The sequence below is a fragment of the Chitinophaga chungangae genome, from assembly GCF_017742215.1.
GTDB classification, from domain to species: domain Bacteria; phylum Bacteroidota; class Bacteroidia; order Chitinophagales; family Chitinophagaceae; genus Chitinophaga; species Chitinophaga chungangae.
This window is the reverse complement of sequence record NZ_JAGHKP010000004.1, coordinates 38,059-62,381: the sequence shown is the minus strand read 5'-3', so window position 1 is coordinate 62,381 and position 24,323 is coordinate 38,059. Positions and strand designations below refer to the sequence as shown.

General features: G+C 55.4%; 17 protein-coding genes. 1 reads left to right on the top strand and 16 read right to left on the bottom strand.

Going from position 1 to position 24,323, the window contains the following annotated elements:
• The first annotated feature begins 61 nt into the window (after positions 1–61).
• On the top strand, positions 62–793 hold the full coding sequence (locus tag J7I43_RS19985; protein WP_209147632.1) for a phytanoyl-CoA dioxygenase family protein: 732 nt from the start codon (positions 62–64) through the stop codon (positions 791–793).
• Here J7I43_RS19985 and J7I43_RS19980 read toward each other — a convergent pair.
• The 16 genes from J7I43_RS19980 to J7I43_RS19905 form a co-directional block, all read right to left on the bottom strand.
• On the bottom strand, positions 783–1,610 hold the full coding sequence (locus J7I43_RS19980; protein ID WP_209147631.1) for an alpha/beta hydrolase: 828 nt from the start codon (positions 1,608–1,610) through the stop codon (positions 783–785). The two genes, J7I43_RS19985 and J7I43_RS19980, sit on opposite strands and share 11 nt — an antisense overlap.
• A 58-nt stretch (positions 1,611–1,668) precedes the next feature.
• A complete protein-coding gene (locus J7I43_RS19975; protein WP_209147630.1) occupies positions 1,669–2,667 on the bottom strand; it encodes a GlxA family transcriptional regulator in 999 nt (332 codons plus the stop codon).
• Between the two features lie 179 nt (positions 2,668–2,846).
• Positions 2,847–3,821, bottom strand: a complete 975-nt coding sequence (locus tag J7I43_RS19970) for a 3-keto-disaccharide hydrolase (protein ID WP_209147629.1) — start codon at positions 3,819–3,821, stop codon at positions 2,847–2,849.
• A 98-nt stretch (positions 3,822–3,919) separates the two neighbouring features.
• Positions 3,920–5,458: a SusD/RagB family nutrient-binding outer membrane lipoprotein gene (locus J7I43_RS19965; protein ID WP_209147628.1), complete on the bottom strand. Its 1,539-nt coding sequence runs from the start codon at positions 5,456–5,458 to the stop codon at positions 3,920–3,922.
• A 42-nt stretch (positions 5,459–5,500) separates the two neighbouring features.
• Positions 5,501–8,650, bottom strand: coding sequence for a SusC/RagA family TonB-linked outer membrane protein (locus tag J7I43_RS19960; RefSeq protein WP_209147627.1), 3,150 nt, complete (start codon positions 8,648–8,650; stop codon positions 5,501–5,503).
• Between the two features lie 190 nt (positions 8,651–8,840).
• Positions 8,841–10,196 carry a hypothetical protein gene (locus tag J7I43_RS19955; protein ID WP_209147626.1) on the bottom strand — a complete coding sequence of 452 codons (1,356 nt, stop codon included), beginning with the start codon at positions 10,194–10,196 and terminating at the stop codon, positions 8,841–8,843.
• Positions 10,193–11,560: a DegT/DnrJ/EryC1/StrS family aminotransferase gene (locus J7I43_RS19950; protein WP_209147625.1), complete on the bottom strand. Its 1,368-nt coding sequence runs from the start codon at positions 11,558–11,560 to the stop codon at positions 10,193–10,195. Before J7I43_RS19950 ends, J7I43_RS19955 begins: the two co-directional genes overlap by 4 nt.
• Before the next feature lie 92 nt (positions 11,561–11,652).
• A complete protein-coding gene (locus tag J7I43_RS19945; RefSeq protein WP_209147624.1) occupies positions 11,653–12,729 on the bottom strand; it encodes a LacI family DNA-binding transcriptional regulator in 1,077 nt (358 codons plus the stop codon).
• 68 nt (positions 12,730–12,797) lie between these two features.
• Complete coding sequence (locus tag J7I43_RS19940; protein WP_209147623.1) at positions 12,798–13,583, bottom strand: amidohydrolase family protein; 786 nt, start codon at positions 13,581–13,583, stop codon at positions 12,798–12,800.
• The gene (locus tag J7I43_RS19935) at positions 13,573–14,505 is read right to left on the bottom strand and encodes an amidohydrolase family protein (protein ID WP_209147622.1); all 933 of its coding nucleotides are present in this window, start codon (positions 14,503–14,505) and stop codon (positions 13,573–13,575) included. The genes J7I43_RS19940 and J7I43_RS19935 overlap by 11 nt, the downstream gene beginning before the upstream one ends.
• 12 nt (positions 14,506–14,517) lie before the next feature.
• Positions 14,518–15,588: a DUF5017 domain-containing protein gene (locus tag J7I43_RS19930; RefSeq protein WP_209147621.1), complete on the bottom strand. Its 1,071-nt coding sequence runs from the start codon at positions 15,586–15,588 to the stop codon at positions 14,518–14,520.
• A 20-nt stretch (positions 15,589–15,608) separates the two neighbouring features.
• On the bottom strand, positions 15,609–17,441 hold the full coding sequence (locus J7I43_RS19925; RefSeq protein ID WP_209147620.1) for a RagB/SusD family nutrient uptake outer membrane protein: 1,833 nt from the start codon (positions 17,439–17,441) through the stop codon (positions 15,609–15,611).
• A gap of 20 nt (positions 17,442–17,461) precedes the next feature.
• The gene (locus J7I43_RS19920) at positions 17,462–20,578 is read right to left on the bottom strand and encodes a SusC/RagA family TonB-linked outer membrane protein (RefSeq protein WP_209147619.1); all 3,117 of its coding nucleotides are present in this window, start codon (positions 20,576–20,578) and stop codon (positions 17,462–17,464) included.
• 144 nt (positions 20,579–20,722) lie between these two features.
• Complete coding sequence (locus tag J7I43_RS19915; protein ID WP_209147618.1) at positions 20,723–21,610, bottom strand: hypothetical protein; 888 nt, start codon at positions 21,608–21,610, stop codon at positions 20,723–20,725.
• A 4-nt stretch (positions 21,611–21,614) separates the two neighbouring features.
• Positions 21,615–22,964: a neutral/alkaline non-lysosomal ceramidase N-terminal domain-containing protein gene (locus tag J7I43_RS19910; protein WP_209147617.1), complete on the bottom strand. Its 1,350-nt coding sequence runs from the start codon at positions 22,962–22,964 to the stop codon at positions 21,615–21,617.
• Positions 22,961–24,304 (bottom strand): NHL repeat-containing protein, encoded by a 1,344-nt coding sequence (locus J7I43_RS19905; protein ID WP_209147616.1) that lies wholly within the window; start codon positions 24,302–24,304, stop codon positions 22,961–22,963. The genes J7I43_RS19910 and J7I43_RS19905 overlap by 4 nt, the downstream gene beginning before the upstream one ends.
• Positions 24,305–24,323 lie beyond the last annotated feature (19 nt).

Below are 24,323 nucleotides of genomic sequence, written 5' to 3'. Positions count from 1 at the left end.
ATTAACGACAAATGTCAGGCATTTTGTGTATTTTTTCTTCTTTCACCCAAACCTTCAAACCATGCTCCAGGAATTTACCCGCAACGGCTTCGTCAAGATCGAACAGGCATTTCCACGCGAACTGGCATTGCGCGCGCAGGATATTCTCTGGCAGGCCGCCGGGCTCGATAAACACGATCCAGCTTCGTGGTCGCAGCCCGTTGTGCGTATCGGCGAACGTTTCGAGCCGGAGTTCAAAGAAGCGGCCAACACCCCGAAACTACAGCAGGCTTACGATCTGCTGGTAGGGAAAGGCAACTGGGCGCCACGGCAAAGCCTGGGCACTTTTCCCGTCCGTTTCCCTTCCAATGAAGAGCCCGGTGATACCGGCTGGCATATCGACGTAAGTTTTCCCGGCGAAGACCCCGGCGATTTTTTCAGCTGGCGTTCCAACGCCGCATCCAAGGGAAGGGCTTTGCTGATGTTGTTCCTTTTTTCCGACGTCACGGAGCTGGACGCGCCGACCCGCATCAGGGTGGGCTCTCACAAAACCGTCGGGAAATTGCTGATGCCGTATGGCGAAGAAGGATTAACGTTCATGGAACTGGCGAAAGCTGCAGAAGCCGCCACGGAAGGCGCCGCCATTGCGCTTGCAACAGGCAACGCCGGTGACGTATACCTCTGTCATCCTTTCCTGCTGCACGCCGCGCAGCCGCACCAGGGGAAAAACCCGCGGTTCATGGCGCAGCCTCCCCTTTTCCCGAAAGGCCCGCTGCCCGCGGATTCTCCCATTCTTACCAGTATCAGCGGCTGAAGAATTCGTGCATGAACAGCAGCTGGTACAACACGGAATTGCTCCAGTAATTCCAGTTGTGTGCGCCCGGCCGCGTCACAAAATCGTGCGGGATGTTGCGGTATTGCAGCTGCTCGTGCAGGTTGATATTTACTTTGTAGAAGAAATCGTCGTAACCGCAGTCGATCATCAAAGCAAGACTGTTGGGCGTGAGCAGGTGAAGCTGGTTGATAACGGTATGCGATTCCCAGCGCGCAGGCTCTTTCGCGTAAGCGCCGAGGCGTTTCGCCATATCCCAGTTGTTGGGGAACGGCCTGATGTCTACCCCGCCGCTCATGCTGCCCGCCGCGCCGTACACGTCCTGGTGGCGGATGGCGAGGTACAGCGCGCCATGCCCGCCCATGCTGAGCCCCGTAATGGCACGGCCTTTCCGGTCGCGGATGGTTTTGTAATGTTCGTCTACCCAGCTCACCAGTTCTTTGGACACATAGGTTTCATATTGAAAGGAAGCATCGGCCGGACTGTCCCAGTACCAGCTGCCCACCCCGCCATCAGGGCAAACGATCAGCATGTTGAGCTGGTCTGCCTGCTGCTGCACGGCTTTTACTTTGGTCACCCAGTCCGCGTAATTGCCGCCATACCCATGCAGCAGGTACACTACCGGCAGCGCTTTGCTGCCGTCGTAACCCGCGGGTTTGATCACCACGGCTTTGATATTCTTTTTCATGGCCTGGCTGTAGGTATTGACGGTATCCACCGAAGCGGCCAGCGTTGCCTGCATTTGCAGGATAAAAAACAATGCCAGTAAACGGAATGCCTTTTTCCGGAAATTTTTCATGACGGGATGTTAATGTTCTGCCTGTCAAGATACATAAATCATGGCATGGCCGCAACGCTTAACTTTTTTCCCTGATCTGCTCCGCCAGCTGGTCCCAGTTGTATTTGGCGCGGTATTGCGCGGGCGAAAGCCCGGTGATCCGTTTGAAGGTCGTTCTGAAAGCTTTGGTGCTGGTATATCCCACGCTGTACATCACTTCGTTCACGTTGTGCCTGCTGGATACGAGGCTGATCTTCGCCGCCTCGATCTTTACTCTTTGCGTGTATTCGCCGACGGTATTGGAGGTTGCTTTTTTGAAGCGCCTTTCCAGGTTCCGTTTCCCCAAAGCCAGCATGCCCGCCAGCTGGTCGACGGTGATGCGTTGGTGAACGTTCTGTTCGATAAACTCCTGCGCGCGGCGAACAGGCTCGTCTTCATGGTCTTTTTGGCCGTTGAAGATCATAAACGGCGATTGCGTCCGCCGGTCGATGTCTATCTGGAAAAATTTCGAACAGAAAATAATGAGGTCGCGGCCGCCGAATTTTTCGACGAGGTACAGCAGCAGGTTTACGAAAGACAAGCCGCCGCCGCTGGAATAAATGCCGCGTTCGTCGGTAATGATCCTGTCTTCGACCAGCTCGATCTCCGGGAACATTTTTTTGAACACGTTCGTCGCGCGCCAGTGTGTGGTAACCCTGCGCCCCGCAAGCAGGCCGGTAGACGCCAGCAGGAAAGCGCCCACGCAAAGACTGGCCAGCTCCGCGCCGTTCCGGTATTGTTTCACCATCCAGATCGCCAGCTCGCTGTTGTCCGCAAGATGTTTGTCCATTTCCGCTTCCAGCGCGGGAATAATGATGAGGTCGGTGTGTTGGATATCTTTCAGCAGCACATCTGTATTTACCAGGTACCGGCCGCCGTTCACCGGCACCTGCGCGGTAAGGCCGGCCATCTGTATCCTGAAAAGCGGCGGCTTACCCAGCGTTTCCAGGTAAGCGTTCACTTCCGCAAATACCTGCCGCGGCAGCTCGATGCTGCCCATCACGGCCCCGTGAGGCACCAGGATGGTGACGTGTTTCATGACGGTACGTTTGTGTGTGCTTAACAAATGTATATCGCAACGAGGTATTGCAGGGGCGTCAAAAGTGACAATAATGGGGCCTTCCTGCGACAACTCCGCCGCGATTGCCGTGAAGTGATCAAAACAAAACAGGACAGCGCAATGGCTGTCCTGTTTCGCATATATTTTTTCCTGCAAATTTATTTCGCAGGGGTAAGCACGATCTTCCTGAACTCGATCGGCCCGTGGTCGCCCTGGATGTAGATCGGGCCGGGCTCGGCTTCGTTGCTGTCCAGCGCGCCGCCGGTAATGCCGGGGATCTCCTGGTTGCTGATCACGGTTTTGCCGTTCACCACCACCGTCACCATACGGCCGATCAGCGTGATGTCGTAGCTTTGCCACTGGTCAGGGCCCAACGCGTTGATCTCGCTCGGCGCGAGGAAACCATAGATGCCGCTGAACAGTACGCTGTTGGGATGCGCGTCTTTCGGGCTGTCTTCGATCTGCACTTCATAACGGCCTCTCAGGTAAACGCCGCTGTTGCTGCCTTTGTGGTATTTGAATTCCACGTGCAGTTTGAAGTCGGTGAATTTTTCTTCAGACACGAGGTTCACGCCTGATTTTGCGCTGGTCAGGATGCCGTTCTTCACTTCCCACTGGTTTTTCGGCGCTATCTTCCAACCTGTAAGGTCTTTGCCATTGAACAGGTTGATGGGTTTGCCCCAAACAGGCGCGGCCGTTCTTTTGAGGTAAGGTGCTTTTACGCCTTTATAGTTGAACTTTTTACCCTCGCTGGTAGTGATGGTGCCCTGGATGCCTTCGCCGGTCACTTCGCCTTCGATCACAAAATCCTGGTCGCCGTTTTCCCATTGCGGGGGAATGGTGAAGCTGAATTTCCCGTTGTCGAAATTCACTTTGGCCACGGGGCGCGCGCTGCCGGAAGTGCCCACAAAATAACCTACCAGCGTGCGGTAGCCGGATAATTTTACTTCCAGCCAGGAAGGAGCGGGTTTCCCGTTCTCATCAACGGTAATGTCCCAACGGCCGATCAGGTCCTTGGGCTCTGCGGGTCGAGCGGCGTTTGTCGTCATATCTGCAACAGGGTTTACTGCGGCATTCGCCGTGCCCATCATCACCAGGCAGCTCATGCCCAATACAAGAAATTTTTTATACATATGATTAGATATTTTCTGCAATGGACAGACAAGATAAAGCATCCGCCGCATCATTGCAAAAAAACAGGACGGCAATCGTATTGCTGCCCTGCCGTCGGTCAATCCGTTGGAACGGGGTAATCGGCCAGCGGTTTTTTGTCCCACCACAGCCGCGTATAATTTTCATCCGGCCCGCCGAGCATGCCCACCGCTTCGTCGTAAGCCGCCCTGTTGGTGGATATTTCCACGGGAGCGTAGGTTACGCGCCGCACCAGTTCCGTTCTGGAAACGTCCGGGCTTTCGCTGGCGATAATGGCGTAGCCTCTCGGGTAACCGGTGCGCCGGCGTTCCGCCCATGCCTCCCAGCCGTCAGGATACAGCGCGATCCATTTCTGGGTGATGATCTGCTCCAGCTGTTTTTCGAAACCGCCCGCTTCGTCGTACAGCACGGGGAGGTCGCTTACTTTGGGACTGTTCCATTTATCCGGCAGCGCCGCCGGTGTGGCCGTGCTGTTTTGGTAAGCGGAGATCTGCGTAGGGTTTGCCGCCACGCGTTCCGACAACGACAATGCGATGCCCTGGTTGTACAGGTCTTTCGCGGTACCGCCCATATTCCAGCCCCGCAGCGCGCCTTCCGCACGAAGGAACGCCATTTCCGCGGCGCACAGCACGCGGTTGGGCGTGAGCGTGCCTTTCCTGTCCGGCGATAACCATTTTGTGCCGACGAAAGAAGTAACGTTGGCCAGTTGACTGCCGCGCTCGGCGGCGGGCAGGCCGTTGCGGAGACCGGTAAACTGGTTGCCCGTTACGGAAGGCGAAAAATAATCCGGCATGCGGGGGTCGTTGTAACCGGTGAGCGTACTGATCATGGTAGCGCTGGCGCGGAAGTCGATCAGGTAAGTGATCCTCGACAGGATGTTAACGCTGTTGGTGGTAGACAGCACGTTGGCATTCTCTTCGTTGACCATGATCACCCCGTCTGTCACTGCTTTTTCCGCTTCGGTCCTGGCTTTGTCTGCATCCGCATACACGATGCGCATGGCGAGGCGCAGGCGGAGGGAATTGGCGAGCTTTAGCCATTTCGCCGCGTTACCGGCATACACCTGGTCGTGCTGGCCAAAACCGTTGCCGGCGGGATTTTGTTTCAGCACGGCGCCGGCCTCGTCCAGCGTTTTGAAAAAGTCGTTGTAAATATCGTGTTGCGAATCGAAAGGCACGCTGTTGGCCTGCTCCCCGAAATGCGAATAGATCACCGGCCCGAAATAATCCGTCATGCGGCTGTAGATCACTACCCTCCATATTTTTGCGATCGCATTGGCCACGGCAAGATCGTTCTCCGCCGTTACTTTTTCCGTGAGGTACAACTGCGGCGCGGCTTTGGTGTAAAAGTCCTTCCAGAAAAGGTCTACCCACGAACCGTTCGGCATGAACTGATCGGTGCTGAACGCAGCGGGCACGCTGGTGAAATACTGCGCGTACATGTCCGCATGCAGCGTTTGCCCCACTTCCACATACACCGCGCACAGACCGTGGTATTGCGAAAAAGCGAATGCCTGGCCGATAAGCGCGGGTGTTATCTCTTCTTCCGGCAACAGGTTTTCCGGCGTATTCAGCTCGTCGAACCGCTTTGTACAGGCGGCCAGGGCGAATAGCGCCATGGCGCAGGTTATTAGGGGAATAATATGTTTTTTCATCTTTACCTATTTAAAGTTGATCTTGATGTTAGCGCCGAACGAACGCGACGGCGGCAGGGCAAACGACTGGAAACCTTCGGATATCGTTTCCGTGCCCTGCGTGTAATCGGGGTCGAGCCCTTTGGCTTCGCGGTAGAGGAAAAACAGGTTCCTTCCCACCAGCGATACCTGCACGGATGCCAGCGGGCCTTTGCTGAACAAAGATCCCGGCAGCTTGTAACCCAGCGTGAACTCGCGCAAACGCGTATTGGTAGCGGAACGCACGAACATTTCGCCTACGGGCGCGGTTCTTCCGCCGAGGAATTGCCAGAGCTGCTGCGCGTTCACCGCCACCGTATTTTCCGAACCGTCCGCTCTCGCCGCGGGAATATCCTGCAGGATGTTTTTCCCGAAAATCAATCCGCCGTCCCGGCCCTGCAGCGTTTCTTCGGTAAGCCCTTCGCCGTAAAGGATCGCGTCGGTGAACGAAGCGATGTCCCCGCCCTGTTTATGGCTGATCACGAAACTGGCAGACCAGTTCTTCCAGCCGAACACGCTGGATACACCACCCGTCCAGTCGGGATTGACGTTGCCGAGCAGCACCGTTTTGCCCGGCGTGGTTTGCGGCAGGCCGTTGGAACCTATTATTACGCGGCCTTTCGTGTCGCGCGCGAAACCTTTGCCGTAGATCTGCCCGAAGGGTTTTCCTTCTTCCAGCACAAAATTCCGCATGTAGGTATCGCCGCCTACGATCAGCGTGGGTATTTCGTCAGACAGTTCCTTTACGGTATTCACGTTGCGCGAGAAATTGAAGTTGAGGTCCCAGTTGAAATGCGTGGCGCGTACCGGCGTCGTGTTGAGGATCACTTCCACGCCGCGGTTCTCGACATCTCCGCCGTTGGTGTAAAAGCTGAGCGCGCCGCTGCCCACAGGCAAGGCCTGCAGGAAGATCTGGTTGTTCGTGTTTGTGCGGTAAACGGTTGCATCGATGCCGATGCGGTCGTTGAACATCCGCAGTTCCAGCCCCGCTTCCAGCGAGCGCGTGATCTCGGGTTTCAGGTTTTTGTTCGGCAGCGTCGTGTTCAGCGAAAGATACCCCAGGTTGCCGCCCGGGGCGCTGGCCGCGAAACGTTGCAGCAATCCGGGCGATGCGCCGTTGCCCACCTGCGCCCAGGAGCCGCGGAGCTTCAGGTAAGTGAAGGCCGCAGGTAATTGCGCCAGTTCGGAGATCACCGCGCTGACGCCTGCGGAGGGGTAAAAATAAGAACGGTTATCCGCTGCCAGGGTGGAGCTCCAGTCGTTCCTGCCCGTTAATTCCAGGAAGACGGCGTCTTTCCACCCTAGCTGCGCATTGGCATAAAATGATTGCGTTTCCATCGCAACGCCCGGCGTGTAAGCGGCGGCAGGCGCCAGCGCGAGGTTAGACAATGCGAAGAAATTCGGGATGCTCATGCCCGTGCCGGTATTGGCGCTCAGCGCATCGTCTTTGATATGCCTGATCTCGCCGCCCGCATTGGCCGTAACGCCCCAGTCCGCATTGATCTTTTTGTTGTAGCTCAGCAAAAAATCGCCGTTTACCAGCATAGACGAGCCTTTGCCCACGGCGTAACGGCCGGAAGGATCGCGGTAGGTGCCGTAGTAGGATTTTTCTTCGAGGGCATTGTTTTCCCCGTCGAAAGAGCCGCGGATGGCGGCGCGGAAATTTTCGGAGAACTGGTAACTGAGCGACACGAGGCCCATCAGCCGGTCCACTTTATTGTAACGAAGATTGCGGTACAGCGTCCAGTAAGGGTTTGCGCCGGTTACCGTGCCGGGGTTCCAGTAGTTTTGCCGCATCACGCCCAGCACGGGATCTACGTATTCGAAATGCTCCACGTCCTGGCTGCGGATGTTGGCGGGCATGGTAGCCACCTGCCGCAGCGGGTTGAAGCTGGATTCGCCTTCGTCAAGCCGGTTGTCGATCTTTTGTTTCATATAATCCAGCTTTACATCGAGCGTAAGGCGGCTGGTGATCTGGTTGGTGACGCGCAGCGCGGCATTGTGGCGGGAAAGCTCATTCTCCGGCAGTATGCCCGCGCCATTGGTGTGCGTGTAGGTGAAGAGCGTGCGCGTTTTTTCGCCGCCCGCGCTAACGGACACGTTGGTGGCCCAATTGTGCCCGGTGCGGAAAATGTTTTCACGCGCTTTCCTGTCTGGCAGGAAAGCGTATTTCACGCCCGCATCCGCCGGGTCCAGGCTCCAGGTATCCACCATGCCGCCGTCCAGCTTCGGGCCCCAAGACGATTCGGAGGTTTTCAGGTAATTGCCCGAAACGCCTTGCCCGTACTCGTATTGATAGGGCGTGGTAAGGATCGCCGTTTCGGCCATGTAAGTGGAGTTCAGGCTGACCTGTATGCCCTGCCTGCCTTTTTTTGTTTCTATCACGATCACGCCGTTCTGCCCCGCGCTGCCGTACAAAGCCGCCGCGTTCGCGCCTTTCAGCACGTTCATCGATGCGATGTTATCCGTATTGATGTCTGCCGGGCTGGCGCGCACCACCACACCGTCTATCACGTACAGGGGCTGACTGTTCCCGCTGATGGAGCGGTTGCCGCGCAGCGTTACCCTGGCCTGCGAGCCTACGCCGCTTGAGCCGGAGTTGATGTTGAGCCCCGCTACTTTTCCCTGCAGGGCGTTCACCATATTCAATGCTCTTGCTTCGCTCAGCTCTTTTGCGCTCACGCCCTGGGTGCTGTAAGTGAGCGTCCGTTTTTTGCGCTCGAGGCCGAGGGCCGTTACCACAACGGCTTCCAGCGATTTTACTTCGGGCGACAGCTGCACGTTGAGCGTGGCGGCGCCATTCACCGGCACTTCCCTTCGCTGGTAACCGGTGTAGGTAAATACAAGTACCGCGTCTTCCGGCACGCTGATGCTGAAGCGGCCGGCTTCGTCGGTGATGGCGGCATTGCGCGTGCCGCCTTTCTGCACAATGGAAACGCCGGGCAGCGCAATGCCGCCTTCGCCGGTCACCAGGCCTTTCACCGCAACGTCTTTACCGGTCATATTACCAGCCACAGCCTGCATTATGCATACCAGCAGCAGGATGCAACAGCACACCGCCACCCTCCGGGAGCGGTACATGCGGGAGCGGGCGACGGGGAAATAACATCCCGTCTTCAACATTAAGTTGACAGCCATAAAACGATCTTATTTTGTATGTCAATAAATAAAGCGGGCGCTCAAAACGGGCCACCATACAGGCTCGGTAACGTTACCGGCAACAGGGATGGAAACGGTTTCCGAATGAGCCAGGAACAAAAATTCAGTTTTTGGATTTAAAGGTCTTCAATGCGCTACGGATTCAATATGGTTCGCCTGTTGTATGTTTTTATTTCGCCAGTAGTTTTTTTATCGCGTTGATCAGTATTTTTTCCACTTCCGGTTTTACGGCCGAGGCCTGGCCGGTTTCATAACCGCCTTCGGCGTATGCATCGGCGGTACCGATGTAGCCGGGCGCATAATCGCCGTACGCGGCTACGGTCACGAAAAGGTCCGGCCGCACGGCTTTGGCGGCCAGCTGGTATTCGATGAAACATTCGCCGGGCAGGTGTACCATGCGCGCTTTGCCGATACCCAGGCTGCTGAGGCTGATCGTTCTGCCTTTTTTCACTCTTTCCAGCCAGACGATCTTCGAGGCATTGTTCGCCACGAAAGTGCTGGTTTCCTTATGCAGCAATTCCCCCAGCGTGTTCAGGCTTTCTTTCGGCGGAAGCGCTACCGGCACCGTTCTCCATGTTACGTCGTTGGGTGAGATCTTTGTTTTCACGGTTTGTTTCCATGCGCGCTGCATGCCGTCTGCCAGGCGCTCCGCCAGTATCAGCCTGTTTTCGTGCGCGCCGTCGTTGTATTTGCCCGCGGTGATGTTGCCGCCTGCACCGTTGAAATGCAGGTGCAGCGCATCGGGTACGGCCAGTTGCCGGAAAAAGCGCGCTACGCCCGGTATGTCCGGGTTCGCAACGCCGGTGCGGTAATAACTTTGCGGGTGCGTGGCGTAATAACTCAGCACCGCCACGGGTTTCTCGTTGTTCCAGAAACTGATGAGCGATACGATCGGGTCTATCAGCCCTTCGGGCCGGCTTCTCACCGCGGAATCCCGCGTGGCCGAAGTTCTCGATGCGATCACTTTTCCGTCGCTCACGATGCGGCGGTTGGAAGCTACTTTAAATACTTCTGCTTTCCCCAGCCCGATATGCGTTACGGGTTTCGCCTGTTTCATTGCGACGGGCACCGCTTCGCGCAGCCGGCGGATCACTTCGCGGGCGAAAGTGCCTTCGAAGCCGAGCGGGTCCATTCCTTCTTTTTTCAACCATCGCTCTGCGCCGAAATCGCAAACCGGCGCATCGTGCTGGTGCAGCGCATGCAGCGCCACACGGTCTGGCGTGGTACCGGCCGCTTCCGCCAGCGCCTCGCAGAACTGGTCGTACCCTTCGTTGGCAATGCCGATCCAGTCTACCACGCAAAGCACGATGGGTTTGCCCGCGCCGGTCAACACAATGCCTTTGGCGCGCAGCCCCTGGTCCCAGCTGTTGATCATTTTGTCGTACACCAGCCAGGTGCCCGGCGGCGGCGTGGCGTCCACGTCAAAACAGGATACTTTCAAAGTGTCGCCGGTCGCGGCTTTCGAGATATCCGGCAGCAACGCCGCAACGAGGATTATACAATATAAACGAATGGTCATTTTCATAACGATGCGAGCTTGTCCCTGTTTTCGTACACTTTCATGATGGCGTTGATAATGTCGTCCATGTCCGCCGTTCCGGCGATCAGCGGGCCGGAGCCGGGCAATACGATCATTTCCGCGCACACCTGGTCGCAGCCGGGCATCTGCGCTGCGTCTTCCCGGAATTTTTTCAGCCTTTCCGCAGGGAATATATTTTTGTATTCGTCCAGCTCCAGGATGTGATCGATCCAGGCTTCGCGGTGCAGGCCGTTGGGAATGTACGGGCTCAGCGCGATGCCTTCCGCTGCAACGGCTTTCAGGAACTGCTGGCGGCTGGCGTTGTTGAAATGTTCTTTTTTGTAAGACAGCGCCCAGTTGTAAAAACCGCCGCTTTCGGTGCCTTCGTATTGTTTTTGCGGCACGAGGCCGGCAAATCCTTTCAGCTTTGAATTCAGATAAGCCACGTTTTTATTGCGCAGCAGGAAACGGTCCGCAGCCGTGGGCAGCTGCCCGTTGAGAATGGCGGCCTCAAATTCGTTCATCCTGTTCTTCGGCCCGATGGTAACGTGTTTGCCTTTACGGTTGGTGCCATGATTGTGCACGGTGTAACACTGGTCCATCAGCTGATCGTCGTTACCGACGATGGCGCCGCCTTCGCCGCAGGCGATAGATTTGCTGGCCTGGAAACTGAAACAGCCCAGGTGCCCGATGGTGCCCAGCGCTTTGCCGCGGTATTTTGCGAGCGCGCCCTGGCAGGCGTCTTCGATCACTTTCAGGTTATGTTTCGTTGCGATGGCCATAATGCGGTCCATATCGGCGGGCAGGCCCATGATGTGCACGGGCATGATGGCTTTGGTGCGCGGCGTGATCTTGCGTTCCACGTCCGCCGGGTCCAGCTGGTACGATGCGGGATCGAGGTCGGCGAGCACGGGCAAAGCCCTGCTGGTGAGAATGGCGGATACGGTGCCGAAATCGGTGTAGGGCGAAGTGATCACTTCGTCGCCAGGGCCGATGCCGAGCGCTTCCACGCAAATGGCCAGCGCCTGTGTGCCTGAGCCCGTGCCGATGCAATGTTTTGCGCCGGTCATGGCGGCAAATTGTTTTTCAAAAGTGGCCACCGCGCCATTTACGGGCGATTGTATCCTGCTCCAGATGCCGCTTTTGGTGGTTTTCACCACTTCTTCGATCATCCGGTCGTCTACATGCGGCCACTTCGGCCATTTTTTAACGGCCGCCCTCACCGGCTCGCCGCCCAGCACGGCCAGTACCCCGGCCTTTTTCGAAGGAACGGCCGAAAACGCCTGCAGCGCGGGCCCGATCATGCCCGCCACGGATGCCGCCGTGAGCCGGCCGATGAAGTGCCGCCGGCCCATATCTTTATTTGCCATACGATAGCTTGTAAAAGTGATCCTTCCACACACCCGGTAACGTTACCGGATCAAGCCCTGAAAAGAGCGGGGCTCGCCCGCTTTTATCGTTATCAGTAATTGTAAAAACTATAATTCTCCCGCGTGATGATATCGATCGGCATAAACGTCACTTTTTTCACCGGGAAAGAAATGGCCAGGTGCTGGTACAACGTCATCACGCCTTTGTAAGCCTGCTCCAGCGGTTTCTGGCAGATCAGGAAGTCGATCACACCTTTTTCGATATACTCGATGTTTTCGTTCACAAAATCGTATCCCATCAATATCACTTTCCTGTCCAGCTTTTCCACGAAAGCCGCTACGTTCGACACACGCGAGTTGGTCACAAACACCACCCTGATATTGGGATGGTCTTTGAACATCCCCGCCAGGCCTTTTTCGATGGACTTCGGATCGGTTTTGCTGATGTTGATCTTTAATATCTGGTTATCCCAGCGATGCGTCCGGAAATAATTCCTGAAACCTTCTTCCTTTTTCAGCAGGTGATGCTGGTCGTCCAGCTCTTTCGAAATATTCACGATCAGGATGCTGTCGTCTTTCTCCACCAGGTAACTGATCAGGTGCGCGGCCAGGCTGCCGCTGGCGTTCTGGTTCGGCCCGATATACGCCAGGCTGTTTTCGCCGGGCAGGTCGGAATCCATCAGCACGTAAGGAATGCCCAGTTTCTGGCATTTCTGTACGAACAGCACCGATTCGTCCATAAAAGCAGGAGCGAACAAAAGCCCGTCCGGCTTGGATTTCAGCAGCAGGTTGGCCTGTTGTTGAAAAGACGCCACGGATTCCTGGTCGTAAAAAAATTTCTCCACCGTTGCGCCGTACTGGCTGATCTCCGCGGAAGCCATTTCGATCCCTTTCAGCGGCCCTTCCCAGAAACTCGTCTCTTTCGACCGCACGGGAATCAGCGTGGCGATCCTGAATTGTTTTGCCAGGCTCAGGCGGCGCGCATGAATATTGGGCTGGTAATTCAGTTCCTTGATGATCTTCAGTACCTTTTCTTTCGTGCTTGGCGCCAGGCCCGGCCGGTCGTGGATCACACGGTCGACCGTAGCGATCGACACGTTCGCCCTCCTGGCAATCTCCTTGATTCCCGACAACTGTTGCTCCTTTTTTGCGTTATTGGATGATTTCATGGCATTTTAGCGGTTAGGACAATGATCCCCGGCCCGAAAATAGGAAAAAATATCCCGGGAAGGCATACCTAGAGCTTGAGGAAGCGCTTCACGTTGAGATGCCTGAACAGTTCCCTGTCTTCTTCGTTCGCTTCTTCTTTCCGCAACGATTCTATCCGCAACAGCCCGCTGTAATAATCGAGCACGGGGAAGTGCGTGCCGAAAGCAAACTTCTCTTTGCCGAAACGTTTCACATAATTCGCAAAATGCGTAATGTATCGGCCGGACGTGTCTATCAGCACGTTCCCGTCTTTGATGGTTTTCACGTCTTCGTCGGACAATGCCATGTTGGTGCCGAGGTTCAGCAGCATGAACTTTGCGTCGGGCACGGCGCGCAGCAGCGGCAGGTAGTCTTTCATTGGCCATTCCGTGGAAAGGTCCATCCAGGAACGCTGCCGGCTGTCTACGACGCGCATGGTGAGCGCTACGGCAACATCCGCGTCCCTCGCCATTTTCACCAGCTCCACCAGGTTAGGATCGTCGATGGTATAATCATGGTAATTGGGGAAAACACGGATGCCTTTCATGCCGTAGTCCTTCACACAGGTATTAAAATCATCCTTCCAGCCGGCGTAAATGGGATTGATAATGCCGAAGGGAAGAAAACGGTCGTTAAACGCCCTTTTGGAACGCACTTCGCGGTACAGTTCGTCGTTGGCAGATTGTGTGTTCTTGTAAAATACGCCATGCAGGTTCGTGATCACAGACAGGTCCGTGCCGTACTCCTTCATCCTTTCGAGAAGCCCGTCGCAGGTATTGCCGTGCAGCTGCTTGAATGGCCAGTGCCCGGTGTAAGCATTGATGTCAATCAACATGATGGCCTCCTTTCTTCAGAATGTTATTGTAATTGTCAAAGAATATTTTCTTTTTGTCTTCTTCCGTCAGCCGTGCATCCATGATCTTTCCCACGGATTGATAATACATGTTGTCCGAGCCGAAGAGCACTCTTTCCACGCCCAGCGTTTTCACGGCGAACTCCACCATATTGTTCTCGTTGTTGCTCCCGGAAACGTCCACATATACATTTTTATGATGACGAAGCGCCTTGCAGGCGTACTCCCAGTCCGGACCGCCGCCGGTGTGCGCGTATTGCAGCATCGCTTCCGGGTATCGCGTGGCGGCCTCGATGAAATCTTCCGGGCGGGACACCAGCGGTTTGATCTTCTGGTCGTACTTCATGCGGTAGCCCGCAATGCCCAGCGACGCTTCGGCGTGCATGAGGATGATCATTTTCAGCGCTATCGCTTTTTCGATGATGGGATAAAACAGCGGGTCGTTGATCTTCACCTGGTAATATACCTTGATGCCCGTCATTCCTTCGCCGGTGCAGCGTTTGATCTCTTCCAGCGATTCTTTCGGGAATTGCGGGTTGAGCGTGAGCATGCCGGAAAGCCTGTTGGGATATTTTTTCATCGCTTTCAGGATCACGTCGTTGCAGGCGCGGAAATCTTCCGGCGCGCCGGGGCCGCGGGTAACGGGTTTGGAGAGGTACATCCGGTCGATGCCGAGACGTTCCGCGAAGTCGACATTCAGTTCGGGCGGGTCGTTAGACAGGCCGAGGTGCACATGCGCGTCGAGCTTGCGGTAACTCATCATTTTTTTGATGCGTGCTTCCGCGCTGCCGCCTGCCGTTGCATGAGCGGGCGTTTCCGCGGCCGAAGCCTGCAGCAGGCCGCTTCCCAAAAGAATGCCGGAAGCGGAACCTGCCATGTTCCTGACGAAATTCCTTCTGTTCATGAGCTGTTTTTATCAGGGCGTAATGGTAAGCTCCAGCTGGCGCACTACCGTTTTTTCCCCGTCGATGTTATGGTTTTTGGCTACAAAATATACGTTGTATTTGCCGGGCGTTTTATAAGTGTACGTGTAATTGTCGAGCACGTCGAGGTTGATGCCCTTGATGGACACCGCCTTGTCTGGCCCGAGGTTTATCTTGCCCTCCGTTATCGCTTTGGAAATTACCCAGGTTTCGGTCGCGGGATCGTTGTACGGACTGTTCGGGTCATAAGGCACAAATACCGGCGGCCTTGCTGTGGGCTGGTACGTCGGGCTTTTCGGGTCGTAGATCGGGTTATTCGGGTCGTAGATGGAATAATCCGGGTTGTAGATGGAATCCAGCGGATCTTTGTATTTGTTGCCCAGCAGCGTAACGCGTGTAGCCGAGATCGTTGTAAGCGACGGCGCATCTGCCGGAAACTGGTCGATCGTTCTGAAGCCCGCATTTTCCTGGTCGGTGAGCAAAAGTTCTTTCCCGCCCAGCGCTTCGGCTTTGCTCCGCACTGCAAGGCTTTGTATCCACCATACCCGCGCCAGCCCGTTCACGGCCTGCGGTTTGGTGATGTATTTAAAACCGATGAAAAGCGGCTTGCCGTCCGCCACCCATCCGCTCACGTCCAGTTTGCCGGAAGCCACGTTGGTAGCGGCTGTAGCAAGGGTGAAGCTGCTGGTCACGTCCGTCCATGCGGCGGCTTTTACGCTGGCAAGATCGCCGGCGCCGCTGTAGTTGTTAGATAACCACACGCTTACCTGCCCGGTTTGCGTGCCGGTGCCGGACAACTGCGAAAAAAAATCGAGCGTGGCGCCCTGCCCGGCAAGGTCTACCGTGCGGCCGTCTTTAAAAGCGTAGTCGTTGAACACTTCGCCGGAATAAAAAGATATGTTCGTCTGGTCGCCGGAAAACGTGAATACCACCGGTTCATCCACGCTGAAAGTAGTTTTGTCCACTTTCACTTGCAGCTGCGGTTCCGGGATCTCGCCGAGCTTTTCCGAGCAGGCGCTTACCGTGAGCACGAGGCATATCAGCCATATGAATTTGTACTGCATAAAAATTTCTTTTTTGATGTTTACCAACCCGGGTTCTGCACCATTTTGTTGTTCGTCACCATTTCAGCGCTGGGAATAGGCAGCAGCAGGTGTTTCGGCGATTCCATATTGCCATAGTAGGTGATGAACACCGAGCCGGGAATATCCGTGGTCATAATTGCCGCCATATCGCGGTTCACCTGGTCGTAAATTTCCCAGCGCAAAAGGTCCGAACGGCGCATGTTCTCGAAATTGAACTCGCGCATCCTTTCGTCCTGTATGAATTTCCGGAATGTTTCTTTGGATGCGGTGAAGGCGGGTTTTACGTCCGCGTCTTCGAGCCGGAATATTTCCGCGGTGGCCTGTGCGCCGGAACCGTCTCCGCCGCTGAGCGTAACGGTGGGCACCGACGTGTAAGTGCCGGCCAGCGAATACGTAACGCCCGTCGGGTCTCGGTCCAGCGCGATGCCGGTTACTACGCCGTTGGTGAGCACGGCTTTCGCGGAAGCGCCGCCGTTGCCGGAAATGGTTACCGCGGGCGCGGCGGTATAGCCGCTGCCGCCGTTGGTGACGGTGAAACTTTTGATGCCGGTAGACCAGCTTCTGCGCCTTACCTGGTTCACCAGGCTTACGGCCTGCTGCACGGGGCCTTGTATTTCATTCAGCGCTTCGGCGTACATCATCACCACATCGGTGTAACGCAGCAGGGGCACGTTGATGGGCGAACGCGTGGCGCTTTTGGGTATCTGCGTTTCAAATTCCCTTCTGAACTTGCCGGGCGTGCGGGCGTATTTCGTTGCTTCTGAAAAGTTTTCGCTTACCAGCGTTTTGGTACCGGCGGCAGCGGGCAACGCAGCATAGTTGAAATGCGGGATGCACCAGTATTTGCGCAGGTCGCCGGGCTCGTAGCTGTTGTAGAGTTTCGCCGTCCAGGTCATGTACCCGTCAGACCGGCCGGTGTTGGTATTCGGCGTGGCGATACCGTTGATCCAGCCATTGCGGCCGGTTTCGTTGTATACTTCCGAACTGTTGCCGATAAATTCCACTTCCCAGATGCTTTCTTTAATGTCGTATTTCTCCTGCGCGATGGTGATGAAAATATTGGAGAAACTGGGGTTCATGGCATGCCCGGAGGCGCCGTCCTGCATGATCTTGTCGCCCCATTTGATCACTTCCTGGTAACGCGCGGTTTCTTTCAGCGGGTAACCGGCCATATAGAGGTTCACCCTCATCAAAATGCCGCGCACGGCGGATTTAGACACCCTTCCCCCGAAGCCCAGCGTCGAAATGTCCTGTACCAGCCCTTCCGCTTCGGTCATGTCTTTTAATACCTGTTCGTAAGTTTCTTTCACCGTGTTTCGCTGGATATGCACGTCTACAGCGGATTTGCTGGAAGTAACCTTAATCGGCACGCCGCCGAAGTTCTGCACGAGCAGGAAATAAAGATACCCGCGCAGGAAAAGCGCTTCGCCTTTCACCGTTCGCCGTTTTTCCTCGGGGATCGATAGGTTGTTGTCTACGTTCTCCAGTAAAATGTTCGCACGGTTGATGCCATTGTACAGCTCGCGCCAGAACGCGGTTACGTAGGTATCGCCGGGCGAATGGTTCAGCCGGAACGCGCCGGTGGCGATGCTGCTGCGGTTCATGAAACCTTCGTCGGCCGTCCAGCCGAGGAGGTACAGCAGGTTGTTGCCATAGGTAGGGTCTGAGCCTAATGTATGATATACCGCGGTGAGCGCATAGTCCAGCTCTTCGGCGGTTTGATAATAATTGCCGGGGAATAGCGCGTCTTCCGGTTTTGTATCGAGAAAATCTTTACACGAACCTGAAGAAAGAAGGATAAAACCCAGTAAAATGAAATATCTGATTTTCATACCTGAAGATTTTAAGCGATTTAGAAGTTTGCTTTCAGACCAAAAGTGATCGTTCTCGCCTGCGGGTACGCCGAATAATCGTACCCGGGCGTAAGGATATTGCCGCGGGTAGATACCTCGGGGTCCAGCCCGGTGTATTTCGTCCAGGTGAAAAGGTTCTGCATCGCTACGTTGAGGCTCAGGTTGGACATGTACACTTTTTTCAGCAGGGCTGAAGGCAGCGAATAGTCCAGCGACAATGTTTTCAACCGCAGGTACGACCCGTCTTCCAGGTATTTGGAGGAATGGTAGCCGATCACCCCTTCGCCGCCCGCACGGAAATGTTCGTTGGTCTGGTTCTCAGGTGTCCAGCGGTTGACATAACTGGCGAACTGGTTCATGTTGCGGCGGCCGTTGGTATTGCCTTCAAACGTGATGCGGTTCGCATTGTAAATGTCCGCGCCGTACGACCACTGGAAAAACACGTTCAGGCTGAAACCCTTGTAACGGAAGTTGTTCACGAAACCGCCGGTGTGTATCGGCTGGCCTCTCCCGATGATCGTTTTGTCGTCCGCATTCACATTGCCGTCTCCGTTGAGGTCACGGTATTTGATGTCGCCCGGCCGGATGGTGTTGCGCGGCCTGCCGTTCGCGGGCACGTCCGGCTTCAGCACGTACACGTCAGGCGCCGGGTTGTCGAAATCCGAATACTGGTAATTGCCTTCCCAGATATACCCTACCATCATGCCGGAAGGTTTGCCGATCTCGGACGTGTACAGGTTATCGCTGTAATTCACGTCGGTAGACACGGCATTGTCCAGCGAACGCTGGCCTTCGGTGAGCGCGAGTACTTTGTTTTTGTTGAAAGAAATATTGATGCTGCTTTCCCAGCTGAAATCTTTCGTGGAGATCACGCCGGCGTTGAGCGTCAGTTCCAGCCCCTTGTTCTCGATCTTCCCGATGTTTTTATAGGCGCTGGAAAAACCGATGGTAGGCGGCAGCTGCGCATTGAGCAGCAGGTTGTCCGTCGTGCGTTTGTACACGTCCGCCGTAAGTTCGATGCGGTTATTGAACAATCCCAGCTCATACCCGATGTCTGTCGACGTGGTGCGTTCCCAGGTCAGGTCTACGTTGCCGAGGTTGGACTGGTACACCATCAGCAATGGCGTGGCATTCTGGAAGGAATAACCGTTGATGTTCGTAGTGAGCGCCGAAATGTAACTGAAATCGCCTACACGGTCGTTGCCCACTACGCCGAAGCTGCCGCGGAGTTTCGACGTGCTGACGATCCTTTTGGCGTCCTCGAAAAATCTTTCATTCTGCATATTCCACGCCACGGCCGCTCCCGGGAAATATCCCCAGCGGTTGGCGGGCGCGAACTTCGACGAGCCGTCTGCCCGGAAAGTAAGCGTTAGCATGTATCTCGAATCGTAATTGTAATCGATCCTGCCGCCGTAGCTTTGGCGGGAGTTGAGCGAGCGCGTGGCCACGGGATTGTATGCTACGCCATCGTTCAACCCGGCGATGCCGAGTTTTTCGTTGGGCAGCAGCCTGCTGGAATACCCGTCTGACGACAATTCGTTTTTCTGAAAACTGAGCAGCCCGAGCGCGGTGAGCGTATGTTTCTCCCGGATCGTTTTTGTGTAGGTCAGCGTGTTTTCGTTAGACCAGCTGCTGGTTTCGGTATGAAGGATGGAACCGTTCACGCCGTCCTGGTTATTGGGGTTCGTGGGGCTGCCTTTGGTGGTCTTGGAGTTGAAGAATTTGTCGTACTGGTAATTATTTCTTCTCACACCGCCGCTCACTTTCAGCACCAGCCCGTCGATGATGTCTACGCTTACATTGCCCAGCCCTTCGAATTGTTTGTTGTAATTATACTGATATTGGTTTTCGAGGTCCCTCACCGGGTTGATGCGGAAATCGCTGGCGTTCACGGAGGTGCCGTCCGCATCTTCTTCCACGAGGTTCACGTCCGAATCCGGGAAACCGATGGGGCGGTAGGCCCAGGTGCGGAACATTACGTAGCTGGAAGTGCTGCTGGTGGGCGTGCTGCTGATGGGCTGGCCCCAGGTGGTAACATCGGAATAACCGGCGGTAAACCCGACCTTGATGCGTTTGCTCACGGTATGGTCCAGGCCGATGCGGGCGGTGTAACGTTTCAGGCCGGTGTTGATGATGATGCCGTCCTGGTCGAACAGCGAGCCGGAAACGGAGTATTTCGTCTGCTCGTTGCCGCCCCTGATCGCGAGGTTGTAGATGTCTACTTTTCCCCGGGTGAAAACGTAGTCCTGGAAGTCTTCTCCTTTTACGTTTTTATAATCTTCCAGCGTTTTACCTTCCGCGAGGTAACGCCAGCCTTCGCTGGTGGAAGGGAACCTTTCCAGCTGATATTTGATGTACTCGTAAGGGCTCATCAGTTCCATCTTTTTTCTTTCCAGCTGGAAGCCGGTGGAAACGCCGAAGGAGATGGTGGGTTTCCCGGCCCTTCCTCTTTTTGTTTGGATCAGCACTACGCCGTTGGCCGCGCGGGAGCCGTAGATGGCCGTGGAAGACGCGTCTTTTAGGATAGACAGCGATTCGATGTCGTCCATGTTCAGGGTGGCGGGATCGAGGTCTTCCACAGGGAAACCGTCTATCACATACAGTGGCGCAACGTCCTGCGTAAGCGAGCCGGGCCCGCGTATCACGATGTTCACCCCGGCGCCTGGCTGCCCGTCCGCGCTGGATACCTGCACGCCGGCAACACGCCCCGCCAGCGCTTCCGTGAAACTCGCCACGGGCGCTTTGCTCATGTCTTTTACATTCGCCTGCCCTACCGCGCCGGTCAGGTCCTTTTTACGGATGGTATTGTAGCCGATCACCACCACTTCGCCGAGAGCGGATTCTTTGGTTTGCATGGTGATGTTGACGGTAGATCTTCCCGCTACGTTTTCTTCCACCGCTTCCATGCTGATGAAAGTAAACACGAGAATGTCCGCGGGACCGGCATTGATGGAATAGCGGCCATCGTCGCCGGTATAAGTTTTACGGTTGCTGTTTTTGACAGTCACTGTCACTCCCTTCATGGCGGTGTTGGTACCTTTTTCTACCACTAGTCCTGTAACCACTGGCTGGGCCTGGGCGTAAGACGAGAACGGGAGCGTTAGGGCAATACACATGGCAAGGAGCAGTGCAGCAAAAAAATGAATACACTTGCGTTCCATAGCAGAATAGTTATGATTGATAAAATTTCGACCTGCTGCGGGTACGTACACGACAATGGATCAGACGGGAAGTGAAAACCTCTCTCTGTTTGAATTCTCTCAGCGCTTGTTAAATCCTTCCTTGATGATGTTGTATTTTGCTGCGGACTTTACCGGGTCCTGGTGACAATAGATCAGCACCCCGTCCGCATATAGTTTGCTGTATTCAAGCACCTGCTTCACATATTCAGGCGTTGAGGCGCCCAGCCTCGAATGGGCTGTGGCATAGATATCCACGAACACGGGCATGCCCGGTTTAAACAGTTTCCGGATCGTTGCGATCTCGCTTTCCACCATCGACGGGTCTTTGAGGTTGGCCCCGGCGGATTCGGCCCTGTAAGGGAACAGCAGGCCGTCGAGCAGGGAGCCGTAGCCTGCGGCGAATTGCGGCGTGATCTGCCGGTAATACACGCATGGCACGAATGAAAGGCGCGGGTTGATGACGCTTGCCGCTTTCAGGCACGAATCGGTGTAAGAGGGCGTGAACGTTTTCAGGTTGTGCGCAAAATCGTCGACGCTCCAGGCGGTAAGATTGGGCTCTTTCAGACTGAGGCGCGCAAATTCCTGCGCCCAGCGCAAATAGTCCATCTGGTACGGTTCAGACGACATTTTGGCGATCGGTTTCGATTCCGTTGGCGGCACTACCGTTACCCATACTTTGATATTCTGTTTGCGCGCCAGCGGGAGAAACAGCTGCAGGTCGTCCCAGTCATTTTCGTTCTGCCATATCAGCCAGTGATAGGTCGTAACATTCAGCTCCTTCAGTTCGGCGAGCAGCTGCTCCATGTTCACGCGGCCGCTTGCCAGGCGCGGCGGCGCGCCGTAAGTACCGAAAGTGTTTTTCAGCAGCTGCGTTTTTCCCGCCGCGGCATCCTGCCGGCTTACCTTGCTGCTCGAGCAGGCAAGGGCCAGCAGCATACAGCAGAAAATGAGGGATCGTTGTAGCATAGCGTTATTTTTTTGTAAGCCCGACCTTTTGCATGACCGTACTGATCGCCGCATTCACTTTCTTTTCCACGCTTTTTTCGAAAGGGCCCGGCATGCCGTAATACATTTGGCTCGATACCGGTTCGTAGCCGCCCTCTTCGATGATCCTTTCCGTCGGGATGTAACACACTACCTGGTTGCAATAGCCGGCTACAAAAAGGTTTTCGCCGGGATATTTTTTCTTCGCGTTCAGCGAATAGTCCACCGTCACTTCGCCGCTCAGCGAAAGAATGGTGAGTTTGTTGCCGATGCGCATCGCCTGCACCGGGTAGTTGTGGTTCGACAGGTCCCAGCCTTTGTCCATCGCTTCGATGATCAGTTTCGCCCTTCTTTTTTCGTATTTCGTGCCTTCCTGCAATTCTTTCTGGAATGTTTTCGCCGTAAAGGGCTGGTACGGCAATTCCGTTCTCACGAAGGCGCTGCGCAAAGGCGCGCCGATATTTTCGGTTTTTCCTGTTATTACTTTTTCCACCGCTTCCGCCAGCTCTTTCCCATGCCGCCCGGTGAGCTCCAGCGTTCCGCGGGGTTCTGGGTTCTGGTCGCCCGCACAGCCCAGCACGAACAAAGCCGTTGCTTCGGGGTACGTTTTTTCCACCTCGATCTGCGCAAAACCCGCATAGTCGCCATTGATCACATTATGCGCGCCGGTCATGGTCGTATTATGACAGGCATAACCGAACACCACCGCTTTTACTACTCCTTTGGCGTTCCTCGCCAGCAATACCGGCACGTCGTGATCGCTGCGGCTGCTTCTTTCAACGCCCGTGGCCGCGTCTGTTCCGGGCTTGTAGCGGCGGTTTTTTGCGAAGGTTGCATTGCCTGTACCATGACTGAGCTGCATCGGTTCGAGGTTCTGCATCGCCATATCCACCGCCGCCACAAGTTTGTCCGTAAGGCTCACCGCATATGCTGTGAATTTCGATATGGTTGCCGCATCGTAATCGCCGATCACGCTCAATGCGGGCCAGATCATAGGCCCAGAGTGCGTGTGCGACGAATTGAACATGATCTGCGCGCGTGTGATGCCGTATTTTTCTTTCAGCTTCGCCGCGGCCGCTTCGGAAATGGCGGGCGTAAGGCCCAGCACGTCCGCGGTTACGATCACGATCCTGCTCGAAGGGTTTTCTTCTATCACCATCGCTTTCGCCCAAAGGTCGTGCACTTTGGCGGTGGCCATGGAATCCCTTCCGGCATAACCGGTGAGGTAAAACGGCAGCTCCGGCGTGATCACCACTCTTCCTGTTCCAACTTTTACAAATGCCGCGGATACATCCAGCTGCAGCATGGCCAGCAGCGCTATGAGTACGTATTTCATCCGTTCTTTGATTTTTGCAGCGGGTCCGGGATGCGGATCAGGTCCGTTACCGTTCTGCCGTTGCGTTCTATTCTCGCCAGCGTGTAAATGCCCCCGTCTGCCCCTACGGCGATGGAGTTCACATACAGCGGGCGGTCGCCGTTCTCGTAAAAGATCGGGCCGTGATCGTTGTAACTGCCCGTCGGGATGTGGTAAGTGACCAGGTGAAGGTTCTCCAATCCCTTGGCCGCTCCTTTCCCGATCTCGTTCAGCCCGCCGAGGCGTTTGCCGTTGACGTAGATCGGGCCGCCGGTGAGATAATACACCGTTTCGTTGTCCGGCCCCAGCTGGAAACCGAGGTAACCGTAGCTGAACTGGTCGAACATCCCGCTTTTGCGGGACAGGCTTGAAGTGATCCTTTCGATCAGTTCTATTTTCTGCGCCGCGGGGTCGAACTTAAAAAGATAACCGGAGTTGCCATGCACGCCGTAGGCCACTTCGTCTTCTTCGTGCCAGCATATTTTCCGCCAGTTGTATCCCATGCTGCCGGGCTGTTCCGGCTGGTATTTCCCGAAATAATCGATCCGCAGGTCTACCTCGCCGAGTTTGCCTGGTTGTTTATCGCCGGGCGCGTAAGTGTAGATGTCGCCGGAAGCCGTGGAGAAATACACGGCGCCGGTGCGCTGGTCTACAAACAGCGAGCGGCAAAGCGAACGGAAATCTTTTCCCGGCGTGCCGCCTTCGCCGCGGCCGGCCGTGGCGCCGAAGTTTTTCATATCCTTCGTATCCACGTTAAAGGCGATAAAATTGCCAAGCGGCCAGGAAATGCAAAAAACATTGCCTCTTTCCACGTCCATCGTCATCGACACCGCGCCTTCGCCGCCGGGCAAAATGCCGAGGTCTTCAAACGCGCCCGTTTTCATATCATACGCCAGGATGTGCCCGCCGCTGTACAGTTTGTACCCTTCCGGCGCATTCACCGGCAGGCGGTCCATCCCGTCTATCAGTTCGTAATATCCCACGTGCGTGGAAAAATACAGTTTGCCTTTTCGTTCAAAGAACTCCACATGACTTTTGCCCTGCGAAATGAATTTTTCCCCTTTTTCCCCGCATATCTCGGTCAGATCGCCCAACAGGCTGATCTTTCCGGTGCGCGGGTCGTACGAGTACATTCTTCCCGCCACGTCGTGTTTGTCTGACGACAACACGTAATACACCCGCCCGTCGCTTGCCACCGTAATGGCGTTGTAGGAATCGTGCGCCAGCTCGAAGCCGGAATCAAAAGTTTTTGCTGTCAGTTTCTCCGTTTGTGGTGCATATGTCTCCAGGATGGCCTGCTCACCTTGCTTATCTGCTTGCATGAATATGTAATTCGACTAT

Coding starts and splice junctions, on each gene's coding strand:
- J7I43_RS19905 (WP_209147616.1), bottom strand. CDS start 24,304: ATGCAAGCAGATAAGCAAGGTGAGCAGGCCATCCTGGAGACATATGCA.
- J7I43_RS19985 (WP_209147632.1), top strand. CDS start 62: ATGCTCCAGGAATTTACCCGCAACGGCTTCGTCAAGATCGAACAGGCA.
- J7I43_RS19920 (WP_209147619.1), bottom strand. CDS start 20,578: ATGTGTATTGCCCTAACGCTCCCGTTCTCGTCTTACGCCCAGGCCCAG.
- J7I43_RS19945 (WP_209147624.1), bottom strand. CDS start 12,729: ATGAAATCATCCAATAACGCAAAAAAGGAGCAACAGTTGTCGGGAATC.
- J7I43_RS19925 (WP_209147620.1), bottom strand. CDS start 17,441: ATGAAAATCAGATATTTCATTTTACTGGGTTTTATCCTTCTTTCTTCA.
- J7I43_RS19910 (WP_209147617.1), bottom strand. CDS start 22,964: ATGAAATACGTACTCATAGCGCTGCTGGCCATGCTGCAGCTGGATGTA.
- J7I43_RS19950 (WP_209147625.1), bottom strand. CDS start 11,560: ATGGCAAATAAAGATATGGGCCGGCGGCACTTCATCGGCCGGCTCACG.
- J7I43_RS19980 (WP_209147631.1), bottom strand. CDS start 1,610: ATGAAAAATTTCCGGAAAAAGGCATTCCGTTTACTGGCATTGTTTTTT.
- J7I43_RS19915 (WP_209147618.1), bottom strand. CDS start 21,610: ATGCTACAACGATCCCTCATTTTCTGCTGTATGCTGCTGGCCCTTGCC.
- J7I43_RS19935 (WP_209147622.1), bottom strand. CDS start 14,505: ATGAACAGAAGGAATTTCGTCAGGAACATGGCAGGTTCCGCTTCCGGC.
- J7I43_RS19975 (WP_209147630.1), bottom strand. CDS start 2,667: ATGAAACACGTCACCATCCTGGTGCCTCACGGGGCCGTGATGGGCAGC.
- J7I43_RS19970 (WP_209147629.1), bottom strand. CDS start 3,821: ATGTATAAAAAATTTCTTGTATTGGGCATGAGCTGCCTGGTGATGATG.
- J7I43_RS19930 (WP_209147621.1), bottom strand. CDS start 15,588: ATGCAGTACAAATTCATATGGCTGATATGCCTCGTGCTCACGGTAAGC.
- J7I43_RS19940 (WP_209147623.1), bottom strand. CDS start 13,583: ATGTTGATTGACATCAATGCTTACACCGGGCACTGGCCATTCAAGCAG.
- J7I43_RS19965 (WP_209147628.1), bottom strand. CDS start 5,458: ATGGCGCTATTCGCCCTGGCCGCCTGTACAAAGCGGTTCGACGAGCTG.
- J7I43_RS19960 (WP_209147627.1), bottom strand. CDS start 8,650: ATGGCTGTCAACTTAATGTTGAAGACGGGATGTTATTTCCCCGTCGCC.
- J7I43_RS19955 (WP_209147626.1), bottom strand. CDS start 10,196: ATGAAAATGACCATTCGTTTATATTGTATAATCCTCGTTGCGGCGTTG.